This is a genomic window from Streptomyces sp. NPDC058697, from assembly GCF_042715345.1.
GTDB lineage: Bacteria > Actinomycetota > Actinomycetes > Streptomycetales > Streptomycetaceae > Streptomyces > Streptomyces liliifuscus.
Window position 1 is genome coordinate 197,906 of sequence record NZ_JBHXSU010000016.1, and the last position, 20,285, is coordinate 218,190.

Sequence of the window (20,285 nt, forward strand, 5' to 3'; positions counted from 1 at the left end):
GATGCCTCAGTCCACGAACTCCTTGAGCTCCTCGGTTTCCAGAGTGAGGCCGACAGGGGTCGGGATCTTGACGGATGCCCCGAAGGGCTCCTTCACCTGACGGCGGTAGCGGCCGTTCTCCGGATCCGTGAAGACGGTGACCGAGCAGTCGTCGCGGTCGATCAGGAGGTAGACGGGAATGCCTGCGGCCGCGTAGCCGTCGGGCTTCTCGATGCGGTCCCGCCGGTCGGTGTCGGCATCGAACGATGTGACTTCGACAGCCATGAGTACTCCCGGGGCGTCCGACCACTCCCCATGCCCTTTCGGGAAGCCAAAGGGCGCCAGAACACCGTCCGGGCGAGCGCGCCCCTTGCGATAGCGCTCGACCTTCATCCCGCGCTCCCCGTACAGCCACAACTCGGGACGGTGCTGCATGCACAGCCTCTGCAGCCACGCGATGATCTGGTCGTGATTGCCATCGGTCACCGGCTTGACCTGGACCTTCCCATTGATGAACTCCAACCGCACGTTCTCCGGCGCGCGGCTGGCCAGCTCCTCGAACTCCTCGACGGACATCTGGGGCCGGTCTGCGGTCATGGGGGTCATGGCGTCGCCTCCTTGACTCCATGGTGCCCCGACCGGCACGTCCTGCACGCTCATACGCCGCCGTCTCCTCTCGATGGCCTGCAGATCGGTCCGTGCCCGCTCTCGGCCGTCACGGCTTCCACCGCCTCGGCGGGAGGCCGTTCGCGATGCGGTCGCGGTTGTCCCGGTAGTGGTAGTGGACGCGGTCCTCCATCGACACCGAGCGGAAGGTATCGGGTACGGGCCCTCCTGTACGGCGCTCGAACTTCTCCTTGAGGAGACGAGCAGACGTGGTTCCCAGGTAGGCGATCTCCTCGAAGCCCTTCTTGACGTCCTCCTGTGTCATCCCCAGCTCCGCCTCCTCCGCGAGGCAGTCCTCGCACACACCCCGGACGATCTTCGCCGTCCGCTCGTCGGCGTCACAGGTGGCGCACGCCATGATCACGCGCGTCACCTTTGCGCGGAGGGGACGAGCGGGTCCGGTCTCGGCGGTGTCGTTCTTCTGCGGGGGCATCTTGTTCTCCAATCGGGTGCGGACGAATCCGCCCGGGTTCGTGACGGCCGGCGGCAGCCCGTCGGTCAGTGCCCGGATCATGTCGGCCGGGGTGGCGCCTCGTGACAGCCACTCGGCGGCGAGGGGTTCGAGCATTCGGCACTCGGCTTCGGACAGGGGCATACGGGGGTCTGCGACGCGGAGCCCGGCGAGTGCGCGGTAGGCGGCGCTGGGCTCGGCAGCGGAGTCGGGCTGTTCGGCTCGTTCCGCCTGCTCGGTCTTCTCGGCTTCCGAGACCGACAGCGCGGCCGGAGCGGGGGTCTCGGTACGTGCCAGGCCCGGCTGGTGGTTCTGCGTCACGTCCCTGCCGTGGCGCTCTCTCGCGAACGCCGTCCACCACTCCACGGACCTGGGCGTACGCGACCAGTACGTCCGCGTCACCCACCGCATCGAGTTGTCCTCGACGGTGATGTGTTCCTTGATCCAGCGCAGGTGGCCGACCTCGGCCCATGGCGTGGCCTTCGTCGAGGTGATCGATGAATACGGCGAACTCGGCGTCCCGGGGGCACAGGTGCGCGAAGTCCGCGTCCGCGTGCGGGGGTTCGTCACCCACAGCGCGTTTTCCGTAACCCGTTTTGGCCATGGGGTGGGTGGGACGCGGCAGGGCGGGGCTAGGCTGGGCGTAAGCCACGGTCGAACTCTCGATTCGATGCGTAGGTCTAGGCCTCGGAGCCGGTGTTGGCGCACCGACCGAGGCCGATCTATTTGCCGCGAACCTAGAGCGAATTCACGTTCCGAAGCAAGCCGATCACAGATCGTCACCCTTACGAGTTACGCGCGCTCAACTCACGTACAGACTTGGTTGGTTGGGTAGCTCCCGCCATCAAAACCAAAACCCATGGGAAGAGCTCGGGTCCCGGGGCTCAAGCTCCGGGCTGAACTGCGGAGACGAAGGCGGCCCAGGCGGAAGCGGGGACCTTCAGCTCCGGGCCGGTTGTGGCGAGTTTGGTGTCGCGTATGTGGGTGGTGGTGGGGGTGAGGGCGACCTCGACGCAGTCGGAACCTTCGGAGTCGCTGTAGCTGGACTTGAACCACTTCAGCTGCTCGCTCACAGCTCCTCCGTCATCCGCTCGATGAAGGTGGCCGACTCGGCAGGGCTGAGGGCCACAGCACGGATCATGCTAAGCCGCTCGGTGTGCTTCCAGACCACTTCAGCATCAGAGGTGAACTGGCTCACCGACTGCCCCTCCGACAGTGCGTATCGCTCACGGTCACGGGTCTCCATCAGCACCATCGGTCCCATGAGGGCAGCCGGGATCGCCCGCGCGAAGGGCAGCACCTGAATCGTGACGTTGTTGCGGCTCCCCGCGGCCAGCATATGGAGCAGCTGCTCCTTGTCGACCAGCGGGCCGCGCAACACCGCCTCGTACAACACGAAACTCAGAGCCACCGGAGGCTTGCGCGTGAGCAGCTCCTGACGTTCCATCCTCGCCACGACTCGCTCCTCGACCGTCTCCTCTTCGAGAGGCGGACAGTGGTTGCCAATCAGTGCCCGCGCGTGCGACTCCGTCTGCAACAGCCCAGAGATGAGCGCCACTTCATACGACCAACGACTGATCGCCTGCTGCTCGAACACCATGAAGTCCTGAGCCCGAGCCGGGAACTTCTCTCTCTGCAGGTAATCCTTGGCCGCACTCAGCAACCCCTCCGCATGGCACAACTCATCCGCCGCGTCCAGGACGCGCGCCGTCGGCATGCGTACGCCCTGTTCCATGGACTTGATGGTGTCCGGGGAGTAGTTGGCGGCGGCGGCCAGCTCCTCGCGGGTCACGTTCGCCTTCGTGCGCCAGCGTTTCAACTGGTTGCCGCTGTATCGCCAGTTGAGCGGCGACGGCGTGGAGGAGTTGTACTGGACTGACACTGCGGCCACCTCCGACTGATACACCCCGGCGTGTATCCCCTCGGTCACTACCGAGCGTAGCCGTACGACCGCCACCGTGTGACCATGACGAACGCAATCCCCCACTACCGCCCCGAGTGGGTCCCCCTCGCCGGCCACCAACTCCGCCTGTCCGGCATCCACTTCGACACGATCCGTATCCAGGGCGTTCGCGGGGAACAGGTCGCCGCGGACCTCGTCGAGGCGGCGGACGGCGACGCGGGGCCCGTCGTCTGCGAGGCGGTCGGGTTCCGGTGGATGTACTTCCTGCTCGCGCCCGGAGCCGCGAGGGCGCACACCTGGCCGTTGGGGGTGCAGCGGTTCGGCGGGGCCGGGAGCCGCACGGTCACGTACATCGGGATCCCGGCGCTGGACGGCAACACATGGCCGTTGCAGTGGTACAGCGAGCCGACGCCGACCACGCCGTACGTGGACCCTGACCGGCTGCACGCGACGCTCGGCCTCCGCTGCGCGTGAGTGCGCTGTGCGAAGGCCGCGACGACTCCCGCCGGGCCGGGACTACTTGACCTCGCGCAGGCCCAGCGGGCCCGCGATCTCCTCCGCCATCACCTTGCCGGCCGCCTCCGCGAGGGCTTCCTCGCTGAGGTCCTGGTCGGTGTCGAGGCCGTCCAGCTCCTCCAGGGGCTGGTTGAGGCGGACGTGGGCGACCAGGGACTGGAGGGCGCGCAGGGTGGCCGAGGCCGTGGAGCCCCAGTTGGAGAAGTACGAGAACTGCCACCACCACATGGCCTCGGTGGTGCGGCCGGCGCGGTAGTGGGCCATGCCGTGCCGGAGGTCCGTCATGACGTCGGCCAGGTCGTCCGAGATCCGGGCCGGGACCGGGGGCTTGCGGGGCTCGTACGGGTCGAAGACCTCGGAGTAGACGTCGACCGGGTCGAGCATCTCCGCGAGGCGCTCGCGGATGTCGTCGACGTCCGGCTCGGGGCCCAGGTCGGGCTCGTAGCGCTCGTCCGGGACGATGTCCTCGTGCGCGCCCAGGCGGCCGCCGGCCAGCAGGAGCTGGGAGACCTCCAGGAGGAGGAAGGGGACCGCCGAGTCCGGCTCGTCGCCCTTCGCGACCTCGGTGACCGCTACGAGGAAGCTCTCGACCTGGTCGGCGATCTGGACCGCGAAGTCATCGGGGTCCTGAGCGGTCGCGTGCAGCGTGGCGTCAGACATCTAGAAGCCGGCCTTCCTCAAGAACATCGACACGTGCGTCTCGTGCGTCTCGTGCGTCAACTACTCGTTCAGACATCCAGCAGCCGCCTTCCCTCGAAGGCGCGCCCCAGAGTGACCTCGTCGGCGTACTCGAGGTCACCGCCCACCGGCAGTCCGCTGGCGAGGCGGGTGACCCTGAGGCCCATGGGCTTGATCATGCGGGCGAGGTACGTGGCCGTGGCCTCGCCCTCCAGGTTCGGGTCCGTGGCCAGGATGAGCTCCGTGACCGTGCCGTCCGCCAGGCGCGCGAGCAGTTCTCTTATGCGCAGGTCGTCGGGGCCCACGCCCTCGATCGGGCTGATCGCGCCGCCCAGGACGTGGTACTTGCCCCGGAACTCGCGGGTCCGCTCGATGGCGACGACGTCCTTCGGCTCCTCGACCACACAGATGACCGTGAGGTCGCGGCGCGGGTCGCGGCAGATGTTGCACAGCTCCTCCTGCGCCACGTTCCCGCAGGTGGCGCAGAAGCGGACCTTCGCCTTGACCTCCATGAGGCACTGAGCGAGACGGCGTACGTCCGTCGGCTCGGCCTGGAGGATGTGGAAGGCGATCCGCTGCGCGCTCTTGGGACCGACGCCGGGGAGCCGCCCCAGTTCGTCGATGAGGTCCTGGACCACGCCTTCGTACACGGATTGCCTTCCTGTTCCTGCTTGTTGCCTTGCTCGTTACTACTGCTCGTTCTCTGCTCGCTCGGTACGTACCGTAGTCGTGCTCGCTCTCTTGGTACGTACGGTAGTTGGCGGTCGGCCGTCTTAGAAGGGACCGCCGGGTTGACTTAGAACGGCAGGCCGGGGATGCCGCCGCCACCCAGGCCCTGGGCCAGCGGGCCGAGCTTCTGCTGCTGGAGGGTCTGGGCGTTCTCGTTCGCCGCCTGGACCGCCGCGACAATCAGGTCCGCGAGGGTCTCGGTGTCCTCCGGGTCCACGGCCTTGGGGTCGATGACCAGGCCGCGCAGCTCGCCGGAGCCCGTCACCGTCGCCTTCACCAGGCCGCCGCCCGCCTGTCCTTCGACCTCCGTCCGCGCCAGCTCCTCCTGCGCGTTCGCGAGGTCCTGCTGCATCTTCTGGGCCTGCTGGAGCAGCTGCTGCATATTGGGCTGGCCACCACCGGGAATCACGATCAGCTCCTGGTTTCGTACGGCTGTGGGTACGGCTGTCTGGCGGGCTTTCCCGCCTTGGCACGAGCCTACGTGGTCTGCCGAGCCGTCGCTCCAGCACTCTTTCGAGTGAGGCAGCGGATTGGCCTATACCTGATCAACGCCCACGTCCGAGCGGAAAACCCCCGAAACCGGGTCCATCGCCACCCATTGGGAGGTAGTAAGAGTGCGGCGCAGCAGCATCTCGTGAACCTTGCGCCACGTTACCGTCACGCAACGTCACGAGTAGGGAGCGTCGGGTGAGCCAGCCGGACATGCAGCCCGAGGGATCGGCCCAGGACGGGGACGGCCGGGGTGATGGTGCGCGGGTCGGTGGTCCGAGGCCCAGTGATCTCATGGGGCGTACGTTTCCGCTCGGGGACTGGGGTGAGCCGGCCGAGCGGCTCCACGAGCTGTACCGGTGGGTGGAGGCGGGGGCGCTGACCACGGCGTCCTGGTATCTCGCCGAGCGGGTGTGGAAGCGGCGGGTGGCGCGGGCGTTGCGGGCGGGGGCCGCGGTGGGGGCTCTTTTCGGGGCCGCGTTGCCGCTGCTCGATGTCACGGGCGTGGTGGGCGGGGGTGCCGTGTGGGGGTATCTCGGGTTGCTGGTCGGCGTCGCCTGTGTGGCGGGGGACCGTTTCTTCGGGGTGACGTCCGGGTGGATAAGGGATGTGGCCACGGCGCAGGCCGTGCAGCGGCGGTTGCAGGTACTTCAGTTCGACTGGGCGTCGGAGTGTGTGCGGGAGGTTCTCGGGCCTACGGAGGGGACGGCGGGGGAGGCTGCCGAGCGGTGTCTTGGGGTGCTTCGGCGGTTCTCGGAGGATGTGGCTGAGCTGGTGCGGGTGGAGACGTCGGACTGGATGGTGGAGTTTCGGACGGGGGCGGGGCCGTTGGCCATCCAGGCGGGTGTGGGTGGGGTCGGCCGCGTCGACTCCGCTCCGCCCGGTCGGCCTCCGCTCCCCCCGGGCACCCGCCCGAACATGCCCCGCCAGCGCCCGCCTGAGCCCCGGTAGGGCTTTTCTCGCCCCCGCCGCCCCTACCCATTCCCGTCACTTACTGGGGGCTCCGCCCCCAGACCCCCGCTCCTCAAACGCCGGAGAGGCTGAAATACCTCAGGGGCGCGGGGAACTGCGCGATCAGCCACAGCGCACCCGCACCCAACACACAAGGAAAAGACCTATACCTGCGGCAACGGGAATGCCACAGGTCCCCGCAGGCCCGCTCGGTTCACGCCCCTCACGCCGAAGAAGACGTTGTCCTTGGACAGGTCCACCTCGTGGGAGGTCACGTCGCCGACCGGGATGACGTGGGTCCACTCGGGAGCCGTGGTCTCGCGCCAGACGACCTCGTAGCCCACCAGGTCGGGCTCGGAACCCCGCTTCCACGTCAGCTCCGTGGAGTTCGTGAGCGCGGCCGTCAGGATCCTGGCGTCGCGCGGCGCGGCCGGAGCCTGGGCCAGGGTCCAGAGCGCGGCGGCGTTCACGCGGGCGACCCGGGCCGTGAAGGGGAAGTCGCAGAACTCCGGCAGGTCGCCGAATTGTTTGCCGCCCTCGACCCGTACGTCCTGGTGTTGGTGGGCGAAGTCCTCGGCCGGCTCGGTGAAACGGGCCGCCGCGTAGCCCTGTTCGAGGAAGGGGATGTGGTCGCCGCCCCGGCGGTACCGGTCCCGGCGGTAGACGACCCGTACGTGCATCCCCGTCGCCGAGTTGTCCCCGGTGTCACGGACGAACCGCGCCAACTGCCGTGACGGGGAGTCGTTCTCGCCGCCGACCGAGCGGCGCGTGGCCGCCTGTTCGGCGGTCTCCGACGTGGGCACGCCCTCGGCGAAGAGACGGATCGTGTACGGGTCCTTCGTCCCGTCGTCCGCCCTCGAAGCGCCCACGATGTCGTTCGTGAACATGGCCTGCACGTCCGTGCCGGCCGCCTTGAACCGGGACGCCATGTGGGCGGCCCCGTACAGCCCCTGCTCCTCCCCCGCGACCGCCGCGAACACGATCGTCGACGCCGGGCGGCGCTTCGCCATCACCCGCGCCAGTTCCATCGCCACGGCGACCCCGGACGCGTCGTCGTCCGCGCCCGGGGAGTCCGAGGTGGCGTCCATGACATCGGTGACGCGGGAGTCGTAGTGGCCCGAGACGACGTACACCCGCTCCGGGGTGACCGAGCCCCGCAGGGTCGCCACCACGTTCGTGATGCGGGTCGCGGTCGGGATGCGGGACGCGGGTTCCTGGACGTACGACTGGAGTTCTGCCGTCATCCGGCCACCGGACCCGGCGGCGTACGAGCGCATCTCCGCGAGGATCCAGTCGCGGGCCGCGCCGATGCCGCGGTCCGGGTCGTCCTGGGTGGAGAGGGTGTGCCGGGTGCCGAAGGAGACGAGTTTGCGGACCGTCGCCTCGATGCGGTCCGCGTCGATCTCCTTCAGCAGGGCGCGCAGTTCGCGGGACGGCTCCTGCGCGGTGGCCGGCGGGCGCGGGCCCGGCCGTTCGGCTTCGGCCGCCGCCGCGGGCCTCGCGGGCGTGTCCACCAGCTCGGCCGTCGGCATGGCCGGAGCGGACGCCGCGGGCGCCGCGGACGGCCCCACCGTGACGGCTCCGGCGGCCGCCGTCGCGGCCAGGACGGTTCTTCTGCTGGGCCGTATGTGCGGGACGGGGGGTGGGGTGGGGGATGAGGTGGGGGTGGAAGACATGGATCCATGGTTGTGCGCGTGTCCGGCGCACACAAGAGTCCCTGCCGTCAGCCCTCGGCGCAGATCTTCTGCCCCACGGGCGTCGAGCACGGCAGATGACCGTGCGTACGGACCACTTCCTGGCCGCTCCCCCGGCTGATGTACGTGAGGAAGCTGGAGGCGAGCGAGTCGGCGGGCGGCTCGCCGTACACGTACGCGTACTCGATCTCGCGGTACGGGTACGCGCTGTTGCCGTGCTCGATCTCCTCGACCGACGGGTCGTGGCCGTCGAGGGTGATCCGGTGGACGCCGTCGTAGCCGGTGGCGAAGTTGAGTTCGCTGTAGCCGATGGCACCCGGGATACGCGCGACCGTGCTCAGCACCTGGTCGGTGGAGAAGAGTTCGCAGCGGATGACCGGGGCGGAGGTGTAGTCCTTGCGCTCGCAGTCGGAGGAGGTGTTGGCACCCTCGTTGCGTTCGAGGACATGGCGCTGGAAGACCTTGCGCGTACCGGAGTTGGCGTCGCGGCTGACCAGGTGCACGGGCAGGTCGGGGCCGCCGAGCTGCTTCCAGTTGCTGATCTTGTCGCTGTAGAGACGGCGTACGTCGGACGTCGAGAGGTTCTTCACCGGCAGGTCCTCGTGGGCGACGAGCACGAAGACCGAGACGGCGACGCGGGTCTCGCGCAGGTCCTTCAGCCCGCTCGGCTTGGGGCCGTCGGAGAGGGCGAGGACCGGCGGCGAGCCCTTGGACTTCTTGCCGAGCGCATCGAGTGCCTGGACACCGGCGGTGGAGCCGCGCGCGTCCACCTCGATCGACGAACCCTCGCAGTCCTTCTCGTACGTCTCCGCCAACTCACTCATCACCGGCTCGAACGCCGTCGACCCCGTGACCGTCAACTCGCCCTGCTCGCAGCCGATCGGCGGCGGGGTGTCGTCGCGGGCCACCACGATGACGGCGAGCGCGAGGACGCACAGCGTGAGCATCCCGGTGATCAGCCGCGAGGGTCTGCTGAACAGCGGCGGCTTCTCGTCCGGTGTCGCACTGCGGTTGGGGTGCACCTCGCCGTCGCGGATACCGCCGATGAGCCGTATCCCGCTGCCCACGTCACCGCCCGACAGCAGCACGAGGAGCTTGAAGTGCTCACCGCGGTTGAGCGGGACGCGCGGGATCCGCAGGGTGTTGTCCTGGTAGCCGAGGCCGTTCGACGGGGTGAAGTGGTCCATCAGATGGTCGGTGTCGGGCGGCTGCGTGACCGACACCCCGCGGATGGTGCGGTCCGTGAACACCGCCGTCAGACCGTGGAGTTCACGTCCCGTGTAGTCCATGTCCGCGATGCTCTGCGAGCCGTCGTTCTCGATCCGGAGGAGGACGAGGGTCGCGTCCGCCATCCCCGGCGCCTCGTCGAACAGCCCGAGCCGTACGTTGGCTCTGCCGAGACGGACGTCGTCCCCGATCGGGTTGTCCATCTGTACGCGGTAGCCGATGCGTTTGCGGCGCGGCACCCGGCGCTCGTACCAGACCATGATGCCCGAGGCCACGATACCGACGACCGCCGTGCCCACGGCCACCACGTTCTCTGCGCTCAGCCACTCCACTGGGTGCCCCCACCACTCCCGGAGTCCGACGGTTCGGACACTGTACGGGCGGGGAGCGGGGTATTCCGGCGACGAAAGCGGAAGTTCAGGCGCTGTTCAGGGGCGGTTGGGCTGGGACCTTCCACGGCTCCCGCCCGCTGGTCCCTCTCGCCGCTCCCTCCCACTGGTCGCTCCAACTGCCGCCTCAGCCCTGCTTCGTGTACGTCAGTTCGTCGCCGTTGCTCGTGTTCACCCGGCGGAGGCGGCCGTCGGGGAGGACGGTCAACTCCGTTGCCTCGCCCGGACTGCAGGACGAGGCCGGTTCGCCGACCGTGACCTCGGACGCGCCGATCCGGAGCGGACCGCCGGCGCTCGGGGTCCCGGCGAGTTGCGCCCGGAACACACAGTGGTACGTGCCGCTGCCGGCCGGGCCGTCCGCCGTGAGCGAGAGGACCGTGTCGCCCACCTCGCCCTGCTGGATGGTGAGTTCGCGGGTGTTGTGACCCGTGGCGTTGTCGATGGAGGCCGTCCACGTGCCGAGGTACTTGACGGGGATCGCGCCGTCCGCCGGCGTCTCCTCCGGTGTCGTCGGCGACTGCGTGGGGCCCTCGGTGACCTGGCCCGGGGTCGTGGGCGCGTCCGCCGTCGGGGAGCGGGTGGGGTCGCCGCCCGCGCGGTTGTCTCCGTCGCCCTTCATCAGCGCGTACACGGATGCGCCTGCGCCGAGCGCGACGATCAGGGCGACGATGATCAGGACGGCGGTTGAGCGGCCGCCTCTTTCCGGCGGGCCGGGCTGTGGGAGAACTCCCGGGCCGTACGGGGGTGTTGGGCCGTAGGGAGGGGTCGAGCCCGGTGGGGGTGGGTAGCCGGCGGGCTGCTGTTGGTAGTGCGGGTAGCCGTAGCCGGCGGGCTGGGGGTGCTGTTGGGGGTAGCCGTAGGCGGGGTGGACGGGTGGGCCTCCCGGTGGGGGTGTGCCGGGCAGGCCCGTGGTCATGGTGGGGAGGTGGTCGAAGGGGGCGGCTCCCGGGGGGCCGGGTGGGGGTGGGGTGGGGCCGTCGGGGGTGGGGGCGTGTTCGTGTTCGGGGGTGGCTTCGGGGGGACGGGGAGTTTCTTCGCCCCCGCCGCCCTTACCCTTCCCGTCCCTGGGGGCTGCCGCCCCCAGACCCCCGCTGTCGGCCTGAACGGCCTCGTCCTCAAACGCCGGACGGGCTGAAATCAGCCCCTCCGGCGTTTGAGGAGCGGGGGTTCGGGGGCCGGCCCCCGAGGGAAGGGACGGGTAGGGGCGGCGGGGGCGAGAGACTTCCGCCCCCTCAGCAGCACCCGAACCCTCCGCTCCCTCCAAACCCTCCGGGCCTTCCGGATCCTCCGGGCCTTCCGGATCCTCCGTGTCCAGCAACTGCACGGCGTGGCGGCCCAGTTGGGCCACCAGCGTTCCCGGCAGCCAGGGGTCGCGGCTGCGGCCGTCCGTGACGGTGTCCTCCGCGCCTGTGCGCTCCAGGATGTCGTCGAGGGTCGGGCGGGAGGCCGGGTCCTTGCGCAGGCACTGGCGGACGAGGTCGGCGATGCCCTCCGGGACGCCCTCCAGGTCCGGCTCCTCCTGGGCGATGCGGAACATCAGGGCGTGCACGCCACTGTTGGCCGTACCGAACGGCAGGTCGCCCGTGGCCGCGTACGACAGGACCGAGCCCAGGCAGAAGACGTCGCACGCGGGCGTGATGCGGTCGCCGCGGACCTGCTCGGGGGCCATGAAGCCGGGCGAGCCGACGAGCGCGCCGGTGCGGGTGAGGCCGCCGTCGGTGACCGTCTCCAGGGCGCGCGCGATACCGAAGTCGATGACGCGCGGGCCGTCGATCGTGACGAGGACGTTCGACGGCTTGAGGTCGCGGTGGATCAGCTCCGCCGCGTGGATGTCCTTGAGCGCGTGCGCGAGGCCGGCCGCGAGGATCCGTACGGAACGCTCCGGGAGCGCGCCGTGGTCGTGCCCGACGACCGCTTCCAGCGAGGGCCCCGCCACATAGCCCGTGGCGACCCAGGGGATCGCCGCCTCCGTGTCCGCGTCGAGGACCGGCGCCGTCCAGTACCCGCCCACCCGCCGGGCGGCCAGCACCTCCTGCCGGAAGCGCGCGCGGAACTCCTCCTGCTCGGCGAGTTCCTGGCGGACGAGCTTGACCGCGACCGTACGCCCCCGGTCGGAACGCGCCAGGAACACCTGCCCCATGCCGCCGGCACCGAGCCGCGCCAGCAGTCTGTACGCGCCGATCCGCTGCGGATCGGCAGCCCCGAGCTTCTCCATCGGTATGCCGCCCTCCCCCGTACTTGTGCGACAGCCCGAGGATAGTGCGGCCGAACGGGGAGGTGGCCGGAGCGGTGTCTACGGTTCCGTAACAGCGGATGCCGTTTCTGTCACGGTTCGCCCACCCGGATTCGGGCCCGGGCCGGCGCTCGCCTCCGTGACCGTCTCCATCGCGTCGATCAGGCGCTCCAGCACCCGTACGGTCTCTGCCAGTTCGGCCTCGCCGAGGGTCCCCGCGAGGCGGTCCGCGAAAGCCGCGTGTCCGGGGGTGATCCGCCGGACGGCCGCGAGGCCCTCCTCGGTCGGGCGGAGGAGCTTGGCGCGGCGGTGGGCGGGGTTGGGCACGTACTCCGCGAGGCCCCGCCCGACCAGCAGATCGGCGATCCGCTGCACGCTCTGGCGGGTGATGCCCATGGCTCGGGCGATCCCGGAGACGGGCAGCGGCTCCTTCAGTACGGCCCCGAGCACCTGCCACCAGGCGGCGGTGAGCCCGGCGGGGCGGGCCAGCTCCTCTGCCACGCCCATGAACTGGCCGTTCAGCCGGAAGATGCCGAGCGCGCTGCGGCTGAACAGGTCCTGCCGCTCCCTGCTCGTCTCGCTCGTCTCGCTCGCCTCGGTCACTGGCCGGCCGCCTCAAGCACCGCGTACGCCTCCGCGTCCGAGTCGTGGAACAGCCGGTACCAGGCGTCGAGCACCTCTCCCTCGTAAACCCCGAGCAGTCCGAAGACCTCCCGCGCGAACGCGACGGGCTCGGTGGGTCCGGCGGTGATCAGCTTGCCGTCCGTGACCGCGTCGGTGTCGACGTACCGCTCGCCGCCCTTGTATCCCGTGGCCGCCAGATAGAAGGAGACGGCACTGGTGTGGGTCCGGTCGTCGAGCAGTCCCTCGCGGGCGAGGCCCGCCGTGCCTCCGCAGATCGCGGCGACGGGCACGTCCGCGTCCAGGAACTCGCGCGCCTTGCGGGCGAAGGGAGCCAGGTCGTCGCTCGTGTCCCACAGGTCGGCTCCCGGCAGGATCAGCAGCGAGCTGTCCTCGGGCCGCAGGTCGTCGAGCGTGACATCGGGCTGGATCCGCAGTCCGCCGACGGACCTCACGGGGGCGGGAGACGCTCCGACCGTCCTGATCTCGTAGCCGCCCCTCGCGAGATACGCGGTCGTGTGGCCTGTCTCCCAGTCGGCGAGCGTGTCGTAGACGGCGAGGTGTACGGGCTTGCGGCTGTTGCTGCTCATGGTTCCTCCTCGGTCGTGCTGCTCGGTACGAGCCTGTGTGCGCTTGCGCTTATGTAAGCATGCTGTCATTTCGACAGTGTGCTGTCAACAGCTCTCTCGCAGTCGCGGCCGAGGCTCCCCCTGGTGTACCTACACGCGACAACCTGTCGCGTTCCCGGCCGCACCGCAGACAGGACGCCGATGTCGCGCCCCCGCCCCGCACACCTACGCTCGGCCGCATGACCCCTCAGCCCAATCCCCAGGCCGGCGCCGCCGTGAAGGCCGCGGACCGTGCGCATGTGTTCCACTCCTGGTCAGCGCAGGAGCTCATCGACCCGCTCGCCGTCGCCGGTGCGGAGGGGTCGTACTTCTGGGACTACGACGGCAGGCGGTATCTGGACTTCACCAGCGGGCTCGTCTTCACGAACATCGGCTACCAGCACCCGAAGGTCGTCGCCGCGATCCAGGAGCAGGCCGCGAGCATGACGACGTTCGCGCCGGCCTTCGCCGTCGAGGCCCGGTCGGAGGCGGCACGGCTGATCGCCGAGCGGACGCCGGGGGATCTGGACAAGATCTTCTTCACCAACGGGGGCGCCGAGGCCGTCGAGAACGCCACGCGCATGGCCAAGCTGCACACCGGCCGGCCGAAGGTGCTCTCCGCCTACCGCTCGTACCACGGCGCCACCTCCGCCGCGATCAACCTCACCGGTGACCCGCGCCGCTGGCCGAACGACAGCGGGGCCGCGGGGGTCGTGCACTTCTGGGCGCCGTTCCTGTACCGCTCGCCCTTCCACGCGGAGACCGAGCAGCAGGAGTGCGAGCGCGCGCTCCAGCACCTGGAGGACACGATCGTCTTCGAGGGTCCCGCCACCATCGCGGCGATCATCCTGGAGACGATTCCGGGTACGGCCGGGATCATGATGCCGCCGCCGGGATATCTGGAGGGCGTCCGCGCGCTCTGCGACGAGTACGGGATCGTCTTCGTCCTGGACGAGGTCATGGCGGGCTTCGGACGGACCGGGCACTGGTTCGCCGCGGACCACTACGGGGTCGTGCCGGACCTGATGACGTTCGCGAAGGGTGTGAACTCCGGGTACGTGCCGCTGGGCGGTGTCGCGATCTCGCCCGCCATCGCCGAGACCTTCGCGAAGCGCCCCTACCCCGGCGGGCTCACCTACTCCGGGCACCCGCTCGCCTGCGCCGCCGCCGTCGCGACCCTCAACGTGATGGAGGAGGAGGACATCCTCGGCCAGGCCACCCGGATCGGCCGGGCCGTGCTCGGTCCCGGGCTGCGCGAGCTGGCCGAACGCCACCCGAGCGTCGGCGAGGTCCGGGGCACGGGTGTCTTCTGGGCCCTGGAACTCGTACGGGACAAGGAGACGCGGGAGCCGCTGGTTCCGTACAACGCGTCCGGCGCCGCGAACGCGCCCATGGCGGCGTTCGGTGCCGCGGCGAAGGCGCACGGTCTGTGGCCCTTCATCAACATGAACCGCACCCATGTCGTTCCCCCCTGCAACATCACGGAGGCGGAGGCCAAGGAGGGTCTGGCCGCGCTCGACGAGGCGCTCTCGGTGGCGGACGAGCACACGGTGTAGCGCGGAGCCGGTGTGGTCCGGATGGCCCTTTCCCGAACGCGTAAGGTGACTGGCTCGTAGACATGAGCGAGTACTTACCCGATCGGGGAAGGAACCGGACGATGCCCCGCACCGGCAGCGGCAATGGCGCCGTCACCCGCAGCACCCTGCGGCAGCAGATCGCGGACGCGCTCCGCGACGAGGTGCTGGCCGGACGCCTCAAGCCGGGCCAGGAGTTCACGGTCAAGGAGATCGCCGAGCAGTACGGCGTCTCCGCGACCCCGGTCCGCGAGGCGCTGGTCGACCTGTCGGCCCAGGGGCTGCTTGACGCGGACCAGCACCGCGGCTTCCGCGTCCACGAGTACTCGCTGAACGACTACCGGGGCATGATCGAGGCCCGCAGCCTGGTCACGGACAGCATCTTCCGCGGCCTGCTCGACGCGGAGGCCACCACCACCCGGGGTGCCCGCGCCGCGCTCGCCACCCGCATCGACGACCCGCGCACCGGTGCCGCGCTCGCCGGGGTGCGGCGGCGGGGCGAGGAGGCCCAGCGGGCGGCGGCCGCCGGTGACCTCAACATCCTCATCGGCTACGACCTGCGCTTCTGGCGCGAGCTCAGCGGGCTGTTCGGCAACCCCTACCTCGCCGACTTCCTGCACCGGCTGCGCGTCCAGTCGTGGGTGTGCGCGGTCCAGCACCTGCGCCGGGTCGACGATCTGCGCGGCCGTCTGTGGTCCGAGCACACGGCCCTCGTGGACGCCCTCACCGAACGCGACGCCCCGACGGCACACACGATCGTGACCGCGTACGACGCGCACTCGCTGGCGCTTATCGAGCAGCTGGTGGCCGACTAGGGCCGAGGAGCCCTGGGTGGGTCCGGGGCGCGGGCCGTGCCGGTACGTCGAGTCCGCCGCTTGCCGGGTATACGGCTGTGGGTTTAGGAGTGCTGCTTACCGGAGGAGCTGTATGCGGCGGACTTCGACGTACCGGCACGGCCCGCTCCCGTGCGTCGTCGGCTGCGGGTGCGTCTCCGTCTCCGCTTGCGTGCGTTGTCGGGCGCGGGGCCGGGGGCGAAGATCCGGGGCCGGAAGTGGTGGGTGTGGGGGTGGGGCCGTCAGGTGTGGGGTATTCGACGTTCACGGCGGGGCCCGACCGCGCTTGCACCCATTACGCTTTCTTGACCACCGTGCTACGCGAGGAGCTCTCTGTTGGCCTGTGACCTGTGGCTGGTCCCGCTCGTCGACGTGTTGTGCCACACCCCCGACAACCCCTTCGCCGAGGAACTCGCGCTCTACGACAAGGTTCTGGGCGAGGCCGGACTTCCGCCGGTGCCGGTCTACGCCTATATGCCGGGCCTCTCCGGCGATGTGGCACCGGTCGCGGGCTTCGACTACGACGCGCTGCACTTCCTGCGCCGCGCGTACCTGCTGCAGGTGTGCGGGCTCCCGGTGACGCCGGTCGACGAACTGGGCGGCGACTACGAGCAGTTGCTGGAGATGTTCGACGCGACGGCCCAGCAGTCCCACCTGGTCTGGCACTACGACCACGCGGGCGCGTACGTACCGGTGGACTTCCCGCACCCGCTGTCGAGCGACGAACTCCTCGCGGGCGGGGGCCCCTTGGGCTCGTCCCAGGCCCTGCTGCGGGAGCTGGAGTTCGTCGCCCCGACGATCGGCATCGACCCCGCCGTGCCTCCCCTCCCGCCGGAGCCCCCCATGGCCCCCACCGAGTTGGAGGAGCCGGCCGCGCCCGCGCCCTTCGACTCCAGCCCGTTCGCGCGCGAACGGCATGTGTGGCTGGGGCTGCACGCGGCGGCGACGCGGAGTCTGGCCCAGGGTTCGATGATCATCTTCAGCTAGCGCTGTCCGGTGGGTGTCATCACGTGCAGACGTCCGTGAGTTCGTCGGCGGCGGCGTCGATCCGGCTGGAGTCCGGGCTGGTGTCGCCGTCCAGGACGGCCTTGTTGTAGTCCTTGATGGCGTCGTTGAGGTCGTCGACCGCCTTGCCGACCTTGTCGTCGGCCTTGTCGCCGTCCGTCCCGTCGTTGATCCTGTCGAGGTTCTTCTCGATGGTGTCGATGGACGTGTCGGTCCGCGTGGGGTCCTTCACCGCGTCCGCACCGGCCTCGTGGATCGCCTTGAGGCTGTCGGCGATCGTGTCGGCGTTCTTGAGGCAACTCAGGGAGTTGTCGAGGTCGTCGTCCTCGCATCCGGTGAGCAGCCCGGCGGCGAGCGTGACGGCTGCCAGGGTGGTGACGACGGTGACGGTACGGCGTACGGGGCGACGGTTCGCGGCCATGGAATCGGCCCTTCCTGGATCGGCTGGTGGTGCCGTCCACGATTCCGTCGCACACGCGCGGCCACGAGGGACCGGCCCCCCGAGTCCGTGGTGTAGCGGGCTACACCACCGACGCCCCGGCGGTCAGCGCAGCTCGGACAGGCCCTTCTGGAGGTCCTCGCCGTTCATGATCGGGCAGACCTCGACCTCGGCGTTGAACTGGGTGAGGAACGGCTCACCGACCGGAGGCAGCTCCGAGCTGTCCTTCATGTCGAAGAACAGCAGGCAGGTACGCCGGCCGCCCAGGGGCGCGAAGTACGCCGCCTCGGGCTTGAGGTGGTCCAGGATCTCCTTGATCAGCTCCGGCATCTTCCCGCTGCGGATCGCTTCGTTCGACTTCTCCGTGTCCAGAGTGGCCTTGAGCATGACGCGCATCGCGCTCACCTTCTTCTGATCGACGCACGCACGTTCGCACTCTCAGCGTATGCCCGCTATGCGAGGTACGCAGACTGCGTCGGCAACGCGAGGAGGGGCACCCCGGCAAGCTGCCGGGGTGCCCCTCTCTGCGGTCTGTACCAGCGGTCCGTACTACCGGTCCGTACCAGCGGTCCGTACTAGATGAACGAGTTGATCTCGATCGTCTCGTCGCGGCCCGGGCCCACTCCGATCGCGGAGATCGGGGCGCCGGACATCTCTTCCAGGGCCTTGACGTAGTCCTGGGCGTTCTTCGGGAGGTCCGCGAAGGTCTTGGCCTTCGTGATGTCCTCCGACCAGCCCGGCAGGGTTTCGTAGATCGGCTTCGCGTGGTGGAAGTCGGTCTGGGAGTACGGGAGTTCCTCGACGCGCTTGCCGTCGATCTCGTACGCCACGCAGACCGGGATCTCCTCCCAGCCGGTCAGGACGTCCAGCTTCGTCAGGAAGAAGTCCGTCAGGCCGTTGACGCGCGTCGCGTAGCGCGCGATGACCGCGTCGAACCAGCCGCAGCGACGGTCACGGCCGGTGGTGACACCGCGCTCGTGGCCGATGCGGCGCAGGGCCTCGCCGTCCTCGTCGAAGAGCTCTGTCGGGAAGGGGCCGGCACCGACGCGCGTGGTGTACGCCTTCAGGATGCCGATGACCCGGCTGATCTTCGTCGGGCCCACACCCGAGCCGGTGCAGGCGCCACCGGCGGTCGGGTTCGACGACGTTACGAAGGGGTACGTGCCGTGGTCGATGTCCAGCAGCGTGCCCTGGCCGCCCTCGAACAGGACCACCTTGTCCTCTTCGAGCGCCTTGTTGAGCACGAGGACCGTGTCGGCGACGTACGGGCGCAGCTTCTCCGCGTACGTCAGCAGTTCCTCGACGACCTGCTCCGACTCGATGGCGCGTCGGTTGAAGACCTTGGTGAGGAGCTGGTTCTTGCCGTCGAGGGCCGCCTCGACCTTCTGCATCAGGATCGACTCGTCGTACAGGTCCTGGACGCGGATGCCGACGCGGTTGATCTTGTCCGCGTACGTCGGGCCGATTCCGCGACCGGTCGTGCCGATCTTCCGCTTCCCGAGGAAGCGTTCCGTCACCTTGTCCACCGTCACGTTGTACGGCGTGATGATGTGCGCGTTTCCGCTGATGAGGAGTTTGGAGGTGTCGACGCCTCGCTCGTTCAGTCCGTTCAGCTCGGAGAACAGGACCGACGGGTCGACGACGACTCCGTTGCCGATGACCGGAGTACACCCCGGCGAGAGGATTCCGGAAGGGAGGAGGTGGAGGGCGTACTTCTGATCGCCCACGACTACCGTGTGGCCGGCGTTGTTGCCGCCCTGGTAGCGCACCACATAGTCCACGGAACCACCGAGCAGGTCGGTGGCCTTTCCCTTGCCTTCGTCACCCCACTGAGCACCGAGCAGCACAAGTGCGGGCACGCGCGTACACCCCTTCCGGGCGGGGCATGTCCAAGGTCGGGGACGTACGCGGCTGGTTCTGGTACGGCTGCGTACGCCGGCGACCACCTTTGGCCGCGACCGTCGGACCGGATGCCCCGGAATAGACGAAGCCCCTGGCGCAATAGCGCAAGGGGCTCTTGCACAAAGATGCTACCCGAGGAAGCGAGGCAGGACCGAGGTGTCGACTTCCGACCAGCTCCTTGTGGTCATCGACCCGGTCGCCCGTCACGGTGACGGTGAGGCGGTACGGATCGCAAAAGACGTGCTCAGCGCGGGTGCGACGACGAAAGTGTGCCTTCCTGACGGGCCCGAGGAATTCGATCGGGCACTTGCCAGGAGAGGGTCACGACGGCCTGTCGTGATCGGGGACGACCGGGCGCTTTTGCGTGCGGTCTCCGTTTTGTACCGGCGGCGGGAGCTGGCCGGATGTGCACTGTCCCTGGTGCCGGTCGGCGTGAGCGGCGGCGCGCTGTCGCTCGCTCGGGCGCTGGGCGTGCCCATAGGGGCCGTCGCGGCGGCCCGTGCCGTGCTCGACGGGTCCGAGCGGCGGCTCGATCTCCTGGCGGACGACAGCGACGGGGTGGTGCTGGGGGCGCTGCGGATTCCGCCGTTGGCGGGGGGCAGGTGGGGGGCGGCGGCAGCCGGGTCGGGGGTGGGCTCGGGTGGGGGTTTGGGGTCTGGGGCTGGGATTGGGGCTGAGTCTGGGAACGGGTCTGGGGCTGGGGGCGGCTCGCGGTTGGGATTGGGGTTGGGGTTCGGATTGGGCTTGGGGTCGGGGGCGGGCTCGGGGTCAGGGTCGGATTCCGACTCCCGGTCCGGCTCCGGCTCCCGGTCCGGCTCCGGGAGTGGTCCGGAGGATGGCGGTGGGCATCACCATCACTGGCTTCGTACCTGCCAGTCGCTCGTACGGACCCTCGCGGCCCGGCCCGCCCGGGTGCCGGCCCCCGCGGTGACCGGGCCGACGCGGTTGCGGATCGAGGTCGACGGGGTGACCCTCGTCGACCTCGACCAGCCGCTGGAGTCCGTGTCCGTCACGCCGGGTGGGGTGGGCGGGGGTGCGCGGGTGGAGGTGCGGCCCGCTTCCGTCGGTGCGGAGGCCGCTCTGCTGGAGGCCGTGGCTCGGACCATCACCGTGTCGGGGTCCGACTTCCGCTATCGCGCGGATGCGGTGGTCTGGGGGCCTGTGCGGACTCGGACGTGGACGGTGCGGGAGGGGGCGTGGGGGTTGACGTTGCCGGGGTGACCCATTCCCGTCCCCTGGGGCTCCGCCCCAGACCCCGTCCGTAGCGATTTCGGGTGCGGGCCCGGTGGGGGCTTGTCGCGCAGTTCCCCGCGCCCCTTTTGGGGGCGCGGGGAACTGCGCAATCTTTTGGGGGTTCGGGGGCGAAGCCCCTGAGTAAGGGACGGGAATGGGTAGGGG

20 protein-coding genes and 1 pseudogene are annotated in these 20,285 nt (G+C 69.6%); 6 read left to right on the forward strand and 15 right to left on the reverse strand.

All coding sequences use genetic code 11. The features are described from left to right. Positions 1-6: 6 nt before the first annotated feature. The 4 genes and pseudogenes from ACFWXQ_RS31870 to ACFWXQ_RS31885 form a co-directional block, all read right to left on the reverse strand. A complete protein-coding gene (locus ACFWXQ_RS31870) occupies positions 7-585 on the reverse strand; it encodes a Uma2 family endonuclease (protein ID WP_383936547.1) in 579 nt (192 codons plus the stop codon). Positions 586-694: 109 nt separating this feature from the next. Next, positions 695-1,700: pseudogene (locus ACFWXQ_RS31875) on the reverse strand (hypothetical protein). 280 nt (positions 1,701-1,980) lie between these two features. After that, entirely contained in the window at positions 1,981-2,169 is a 189-nt protein-coding gene (locus tag ACFWXQ_RS31880; RefSeq protein ID WP_383936545.1) for a DUF397 domain-containing protein, read from the reverse strand. Beyond that, complete coding sequence (locus tag ACFWXQ_RS31885) at positions 2,166-2,978, reverse strand: helix-turn-helix domain-containing protein (RefSeq protein WP_383936543.1); 813 nt, start codon at positions 2,976-2,978, stop codon at positions 2,166-2,168. The genes ACFWXQ_RS31880 and ACFWXQ_RS31885 overlap by 4 nt, the downstream gene beginning before the upstream one ends. Before the next feature lie 84 nt (positions 2,979-3,062). On the opposite strand from ACFWXQ_RS31885, the gene ACFWXQ_RS31890 reads away from it, so the two are divergent. Beyond that, on the forward strand, positions 3,063-3,473 hold the full coding sequence (locus ACFWXQ_RS31890; protein WP_383936541.1) for a hypothetical protein: 411 nt from the start codon (positions 3,063-3,065) through the stop codon (positions 3,471-3,473). Positions 3,474-3,515: 42 nt separating this feature from the next. On the opposite strand, the gene ACFWXQ_RS31895 is transcribed toward ACFWXQ_RS31890, so the two are convergent. From ACFWXQ_RS31895 to ACFWXQ_RS31905, 3 genes are all read right to left on the reverse strand, one after another. After that, the gene (locus tag ACFWXQ_RS31895; RefSeq protein ID WP_383936539.1) at positions 3,516-4,175 is read right to left on the reverse strand and encodes a DUF5063 domain-containing protein; all 660 of its coding nucleotides are present in this window, start codon (positions 4,173-4,175) and stop codon (positions 3,516-3,518) included. A gap of 68 nt (positions 4,176-4,243) precedes the next feature. Then, entirely contained in the window at positions 4,244-4,843 is a 600-nt protein-coding gene (gene recR, locus ACFWXQ_RS31900; RefSeq protein WP_055613476.1) for a recombination mediator RecR, read from the reverse strand. Positions 4,844-4,989: 146 nt separating this feature from the next. Continuing rightward, positions 4,990-5,331, reverse strand: coding sequence for a YbaB/EbfC family nucleoid-associated protein (locus ACFWXQ_RS31905; protein WP_079053092.1), 342 nt, complete (start codon positions 5,329-5,331; stop codon positions 4,990-4,992). A gap of 278 nt (positions 5,332-5,609) precedes the next feature. Here ACFWXQ_RS31905 and ACFWXQ_RS31910 point away from each other — a divergent pair, with 278 nt between their 5' ends. Beyond that, positions 5,610-6,362 carry an SLATT domain-containing protein gene (locus ACFWXQ_RS31910; protein ID WP_383936536.1) on the forward strand — a complete coding sequence of 251 codons (753 nt, stop codon included), beginning with the start codon at positions 5,610-5,612 and terminating at the stop codon, positions 6,360-6,362. Positions 6,363-6,526: 164 nt separating this feature from the next. Here ACFWXQ_RS31910 and ACFWXQ_RS31915 read toward each other — a convergent pair whose 3' ends face one another. From ACFWXQ_RS31915 to ACFWXQ_RS31935, 5 genes are all read right to left on the reverse strand, one after another. Beyond that, positions 6,527-8,038, reverse strand: a complete 1,512-nt coding sequence (locus tag ACFWXQ_RS31915) for a M20/M25/M40 family metallo-hydrolase (RefSeq protein ID WP_383936535.1) — start codon at positions 8,036-8,038, stop codon at positions 6,527-6,529. 47 nt (positions 8,039-8,085) lie between these two features. After that, positions 8,086-9,615: a substrate-binding domain-containing protein gene (locus ACFWXQ_RS31920; protein WP_383936533.1), complete on the reverse strand. Its 1,530-nt coding sequence runs from the start codon at positions 9,613-9,615 to the stop codon at positions 8,086-8,088. A 184-nt stretch (positions 9,616-9,799) separates the two neighbouring features. Next, positions 9,800-11,887 (reverse strand): serine/threonine-protein kinase, encoded by a 2,088-nt coding sequence (locus ACFWXQ_RS31925; protein WP_386269694.1) that lies wholly within the window; start codon positions 11,885-11,887, stop codon positions 9,800-9,802. Positions 11,888-11,965: 78 nt separating this feature from the next. After that, the gene (locus ACFWXQ_RS31930; protein WP_383956687.1) at positions 11,966-12,508 is read right to left on the reverse strand and encodes a MarR family winged helix-turn-helix transcriptional regulator; all 543 of its coding nucleotides are present in this window, start codon (positions 12,506-12,508) and stop codon (positions 11,966-11,968) included. Continuing rightward, entirely contained in the window at positions 12,505-13,116 is a 612-nt protein-coding gene (locus ACFWXQ_RS31935; RefSeq protein WP_383956690.1) for a type 1 glutamine amidotransferase family protein, read from the reverse strand. The genes ACFWXQ_RS31930 and ACFWXQ_RS31935 overlap by 4 nt, the downstream gene beginning before the upstream one ends. A gap of 218 nt (positions 13,117-13,334) precedes the next feature. Between ACFWXQ_RS31935 and ACFWXQ_RS31940 the strand changes: the two genes are divergently transcribed. The 3 genes from ACFWXQ_RS31940 to ACFWXQ_RS31950 all read left to right on the forward strand — a co-directional run bounded on the left by ACFWXQ_RS31940 (position 13,335) and on the right by ACFWXQ_RS31950 (position 16,528). After that, the gene (locus tag ACFWXQ_RS31940; RefSeq protein ID WP_383956693.1) at positions 13,335-14,690 is read left to right on the forward strand and encodes an aspartate aminotransferase family protein; all 1,356 of its coding nucleotides are present in this window, start codon (positions 13,335-13,337) and stop codon (positions 14,688-14,690) included. Between the two features lie 101 nt (positions 14,691-14,791). Further along, on the forward strand, positions 14,792-15,523 hold the full coding sequence (locus tag ACFWXQ_RS31945) for a GntR family transcriptional regulator (RefSeq protein WP_383956696.1): 732 nt from the start codon (positions 14,792-14,794) through the stop codon (positions 15,521-15,523). A 354-nt stretch (positions 15,524-15,877) separates the two neighbouring features. After that, entirely contained in the window at positions 15,878-16,528 is a 651-nt protein-coding gene (locus ACFWXQ_RS31950) for a hypothetical protein (protein ID WP_189843269.1), read from the forward strand. Positions 16,529-16,547: 19 nt separating this feature from the next. Here the strand turns inward: ACFWXQ_RS31950 and ACFWXQ_RS31955 are convergent, their stop codons facing one another. The 3 genes from ACFWXQ_RS31955 to ACFWXQ_RS31965 all read right to left on the reverse strand — a co-directional run bounded on the left by ACFWXQ_RS31955 (position 16,548) and on the right by ACFWXQ_RS31965 (position 18,844). Next, positions 16,548-16,967, reverse strand: coding sequence for a hypothetical protein (locus ACFWXQ_RS31955; protein WP_383956733.1), 420 nt, complete (start codon positions 16,965-16,967; stop codon positions 16,548-16,550). A 123-nt stretch (positions 16,968-17,090) separates the two neighbouring features. After that, a complete protein-coding gene (locus ACFWXQ_RS31960) occupies positions 17,091-17,381 on the reverse strand; it encodes a hypothetical protein (protein WP_143640208.1) in 291 nt (96 codons plus the stop codon). A 179-nt stretch (positions 17,382-17,560) separates the two neighbouring features. Continuing rightward, on the reverse strand, positions 17,561-18,844 hold the full coding sequence (locus ACFWXQ_RS31965; RefSeq protein WP_143640206.1) for an adenylosuccinate synthase: 1,284 nt from the start codon (positions 18,842-18,844) through the stop codon (positions 17,561-17,563). 199 nt (positions 18,845-19,043) lie between these two features. Here ACFWXQ_RS31965 and ACFWXQ_RS31970 point away from each other — a divergent pair, with 199 nt between their 5' ends. Next, on the forward strand, positions 19,044-20,108 hold the full coding sequence (locus ACFWXQ_RS31970; RefSeq protein WP_383956738.1) for a diacylglycerol kinase: 1,065 nt from the start codon (positions 19,044-19,046) through the stop codon (positions 20,106-20,108). The last annotated feature ends 177 nt before the right edge of the window (positions 20,109-20,285 follow it).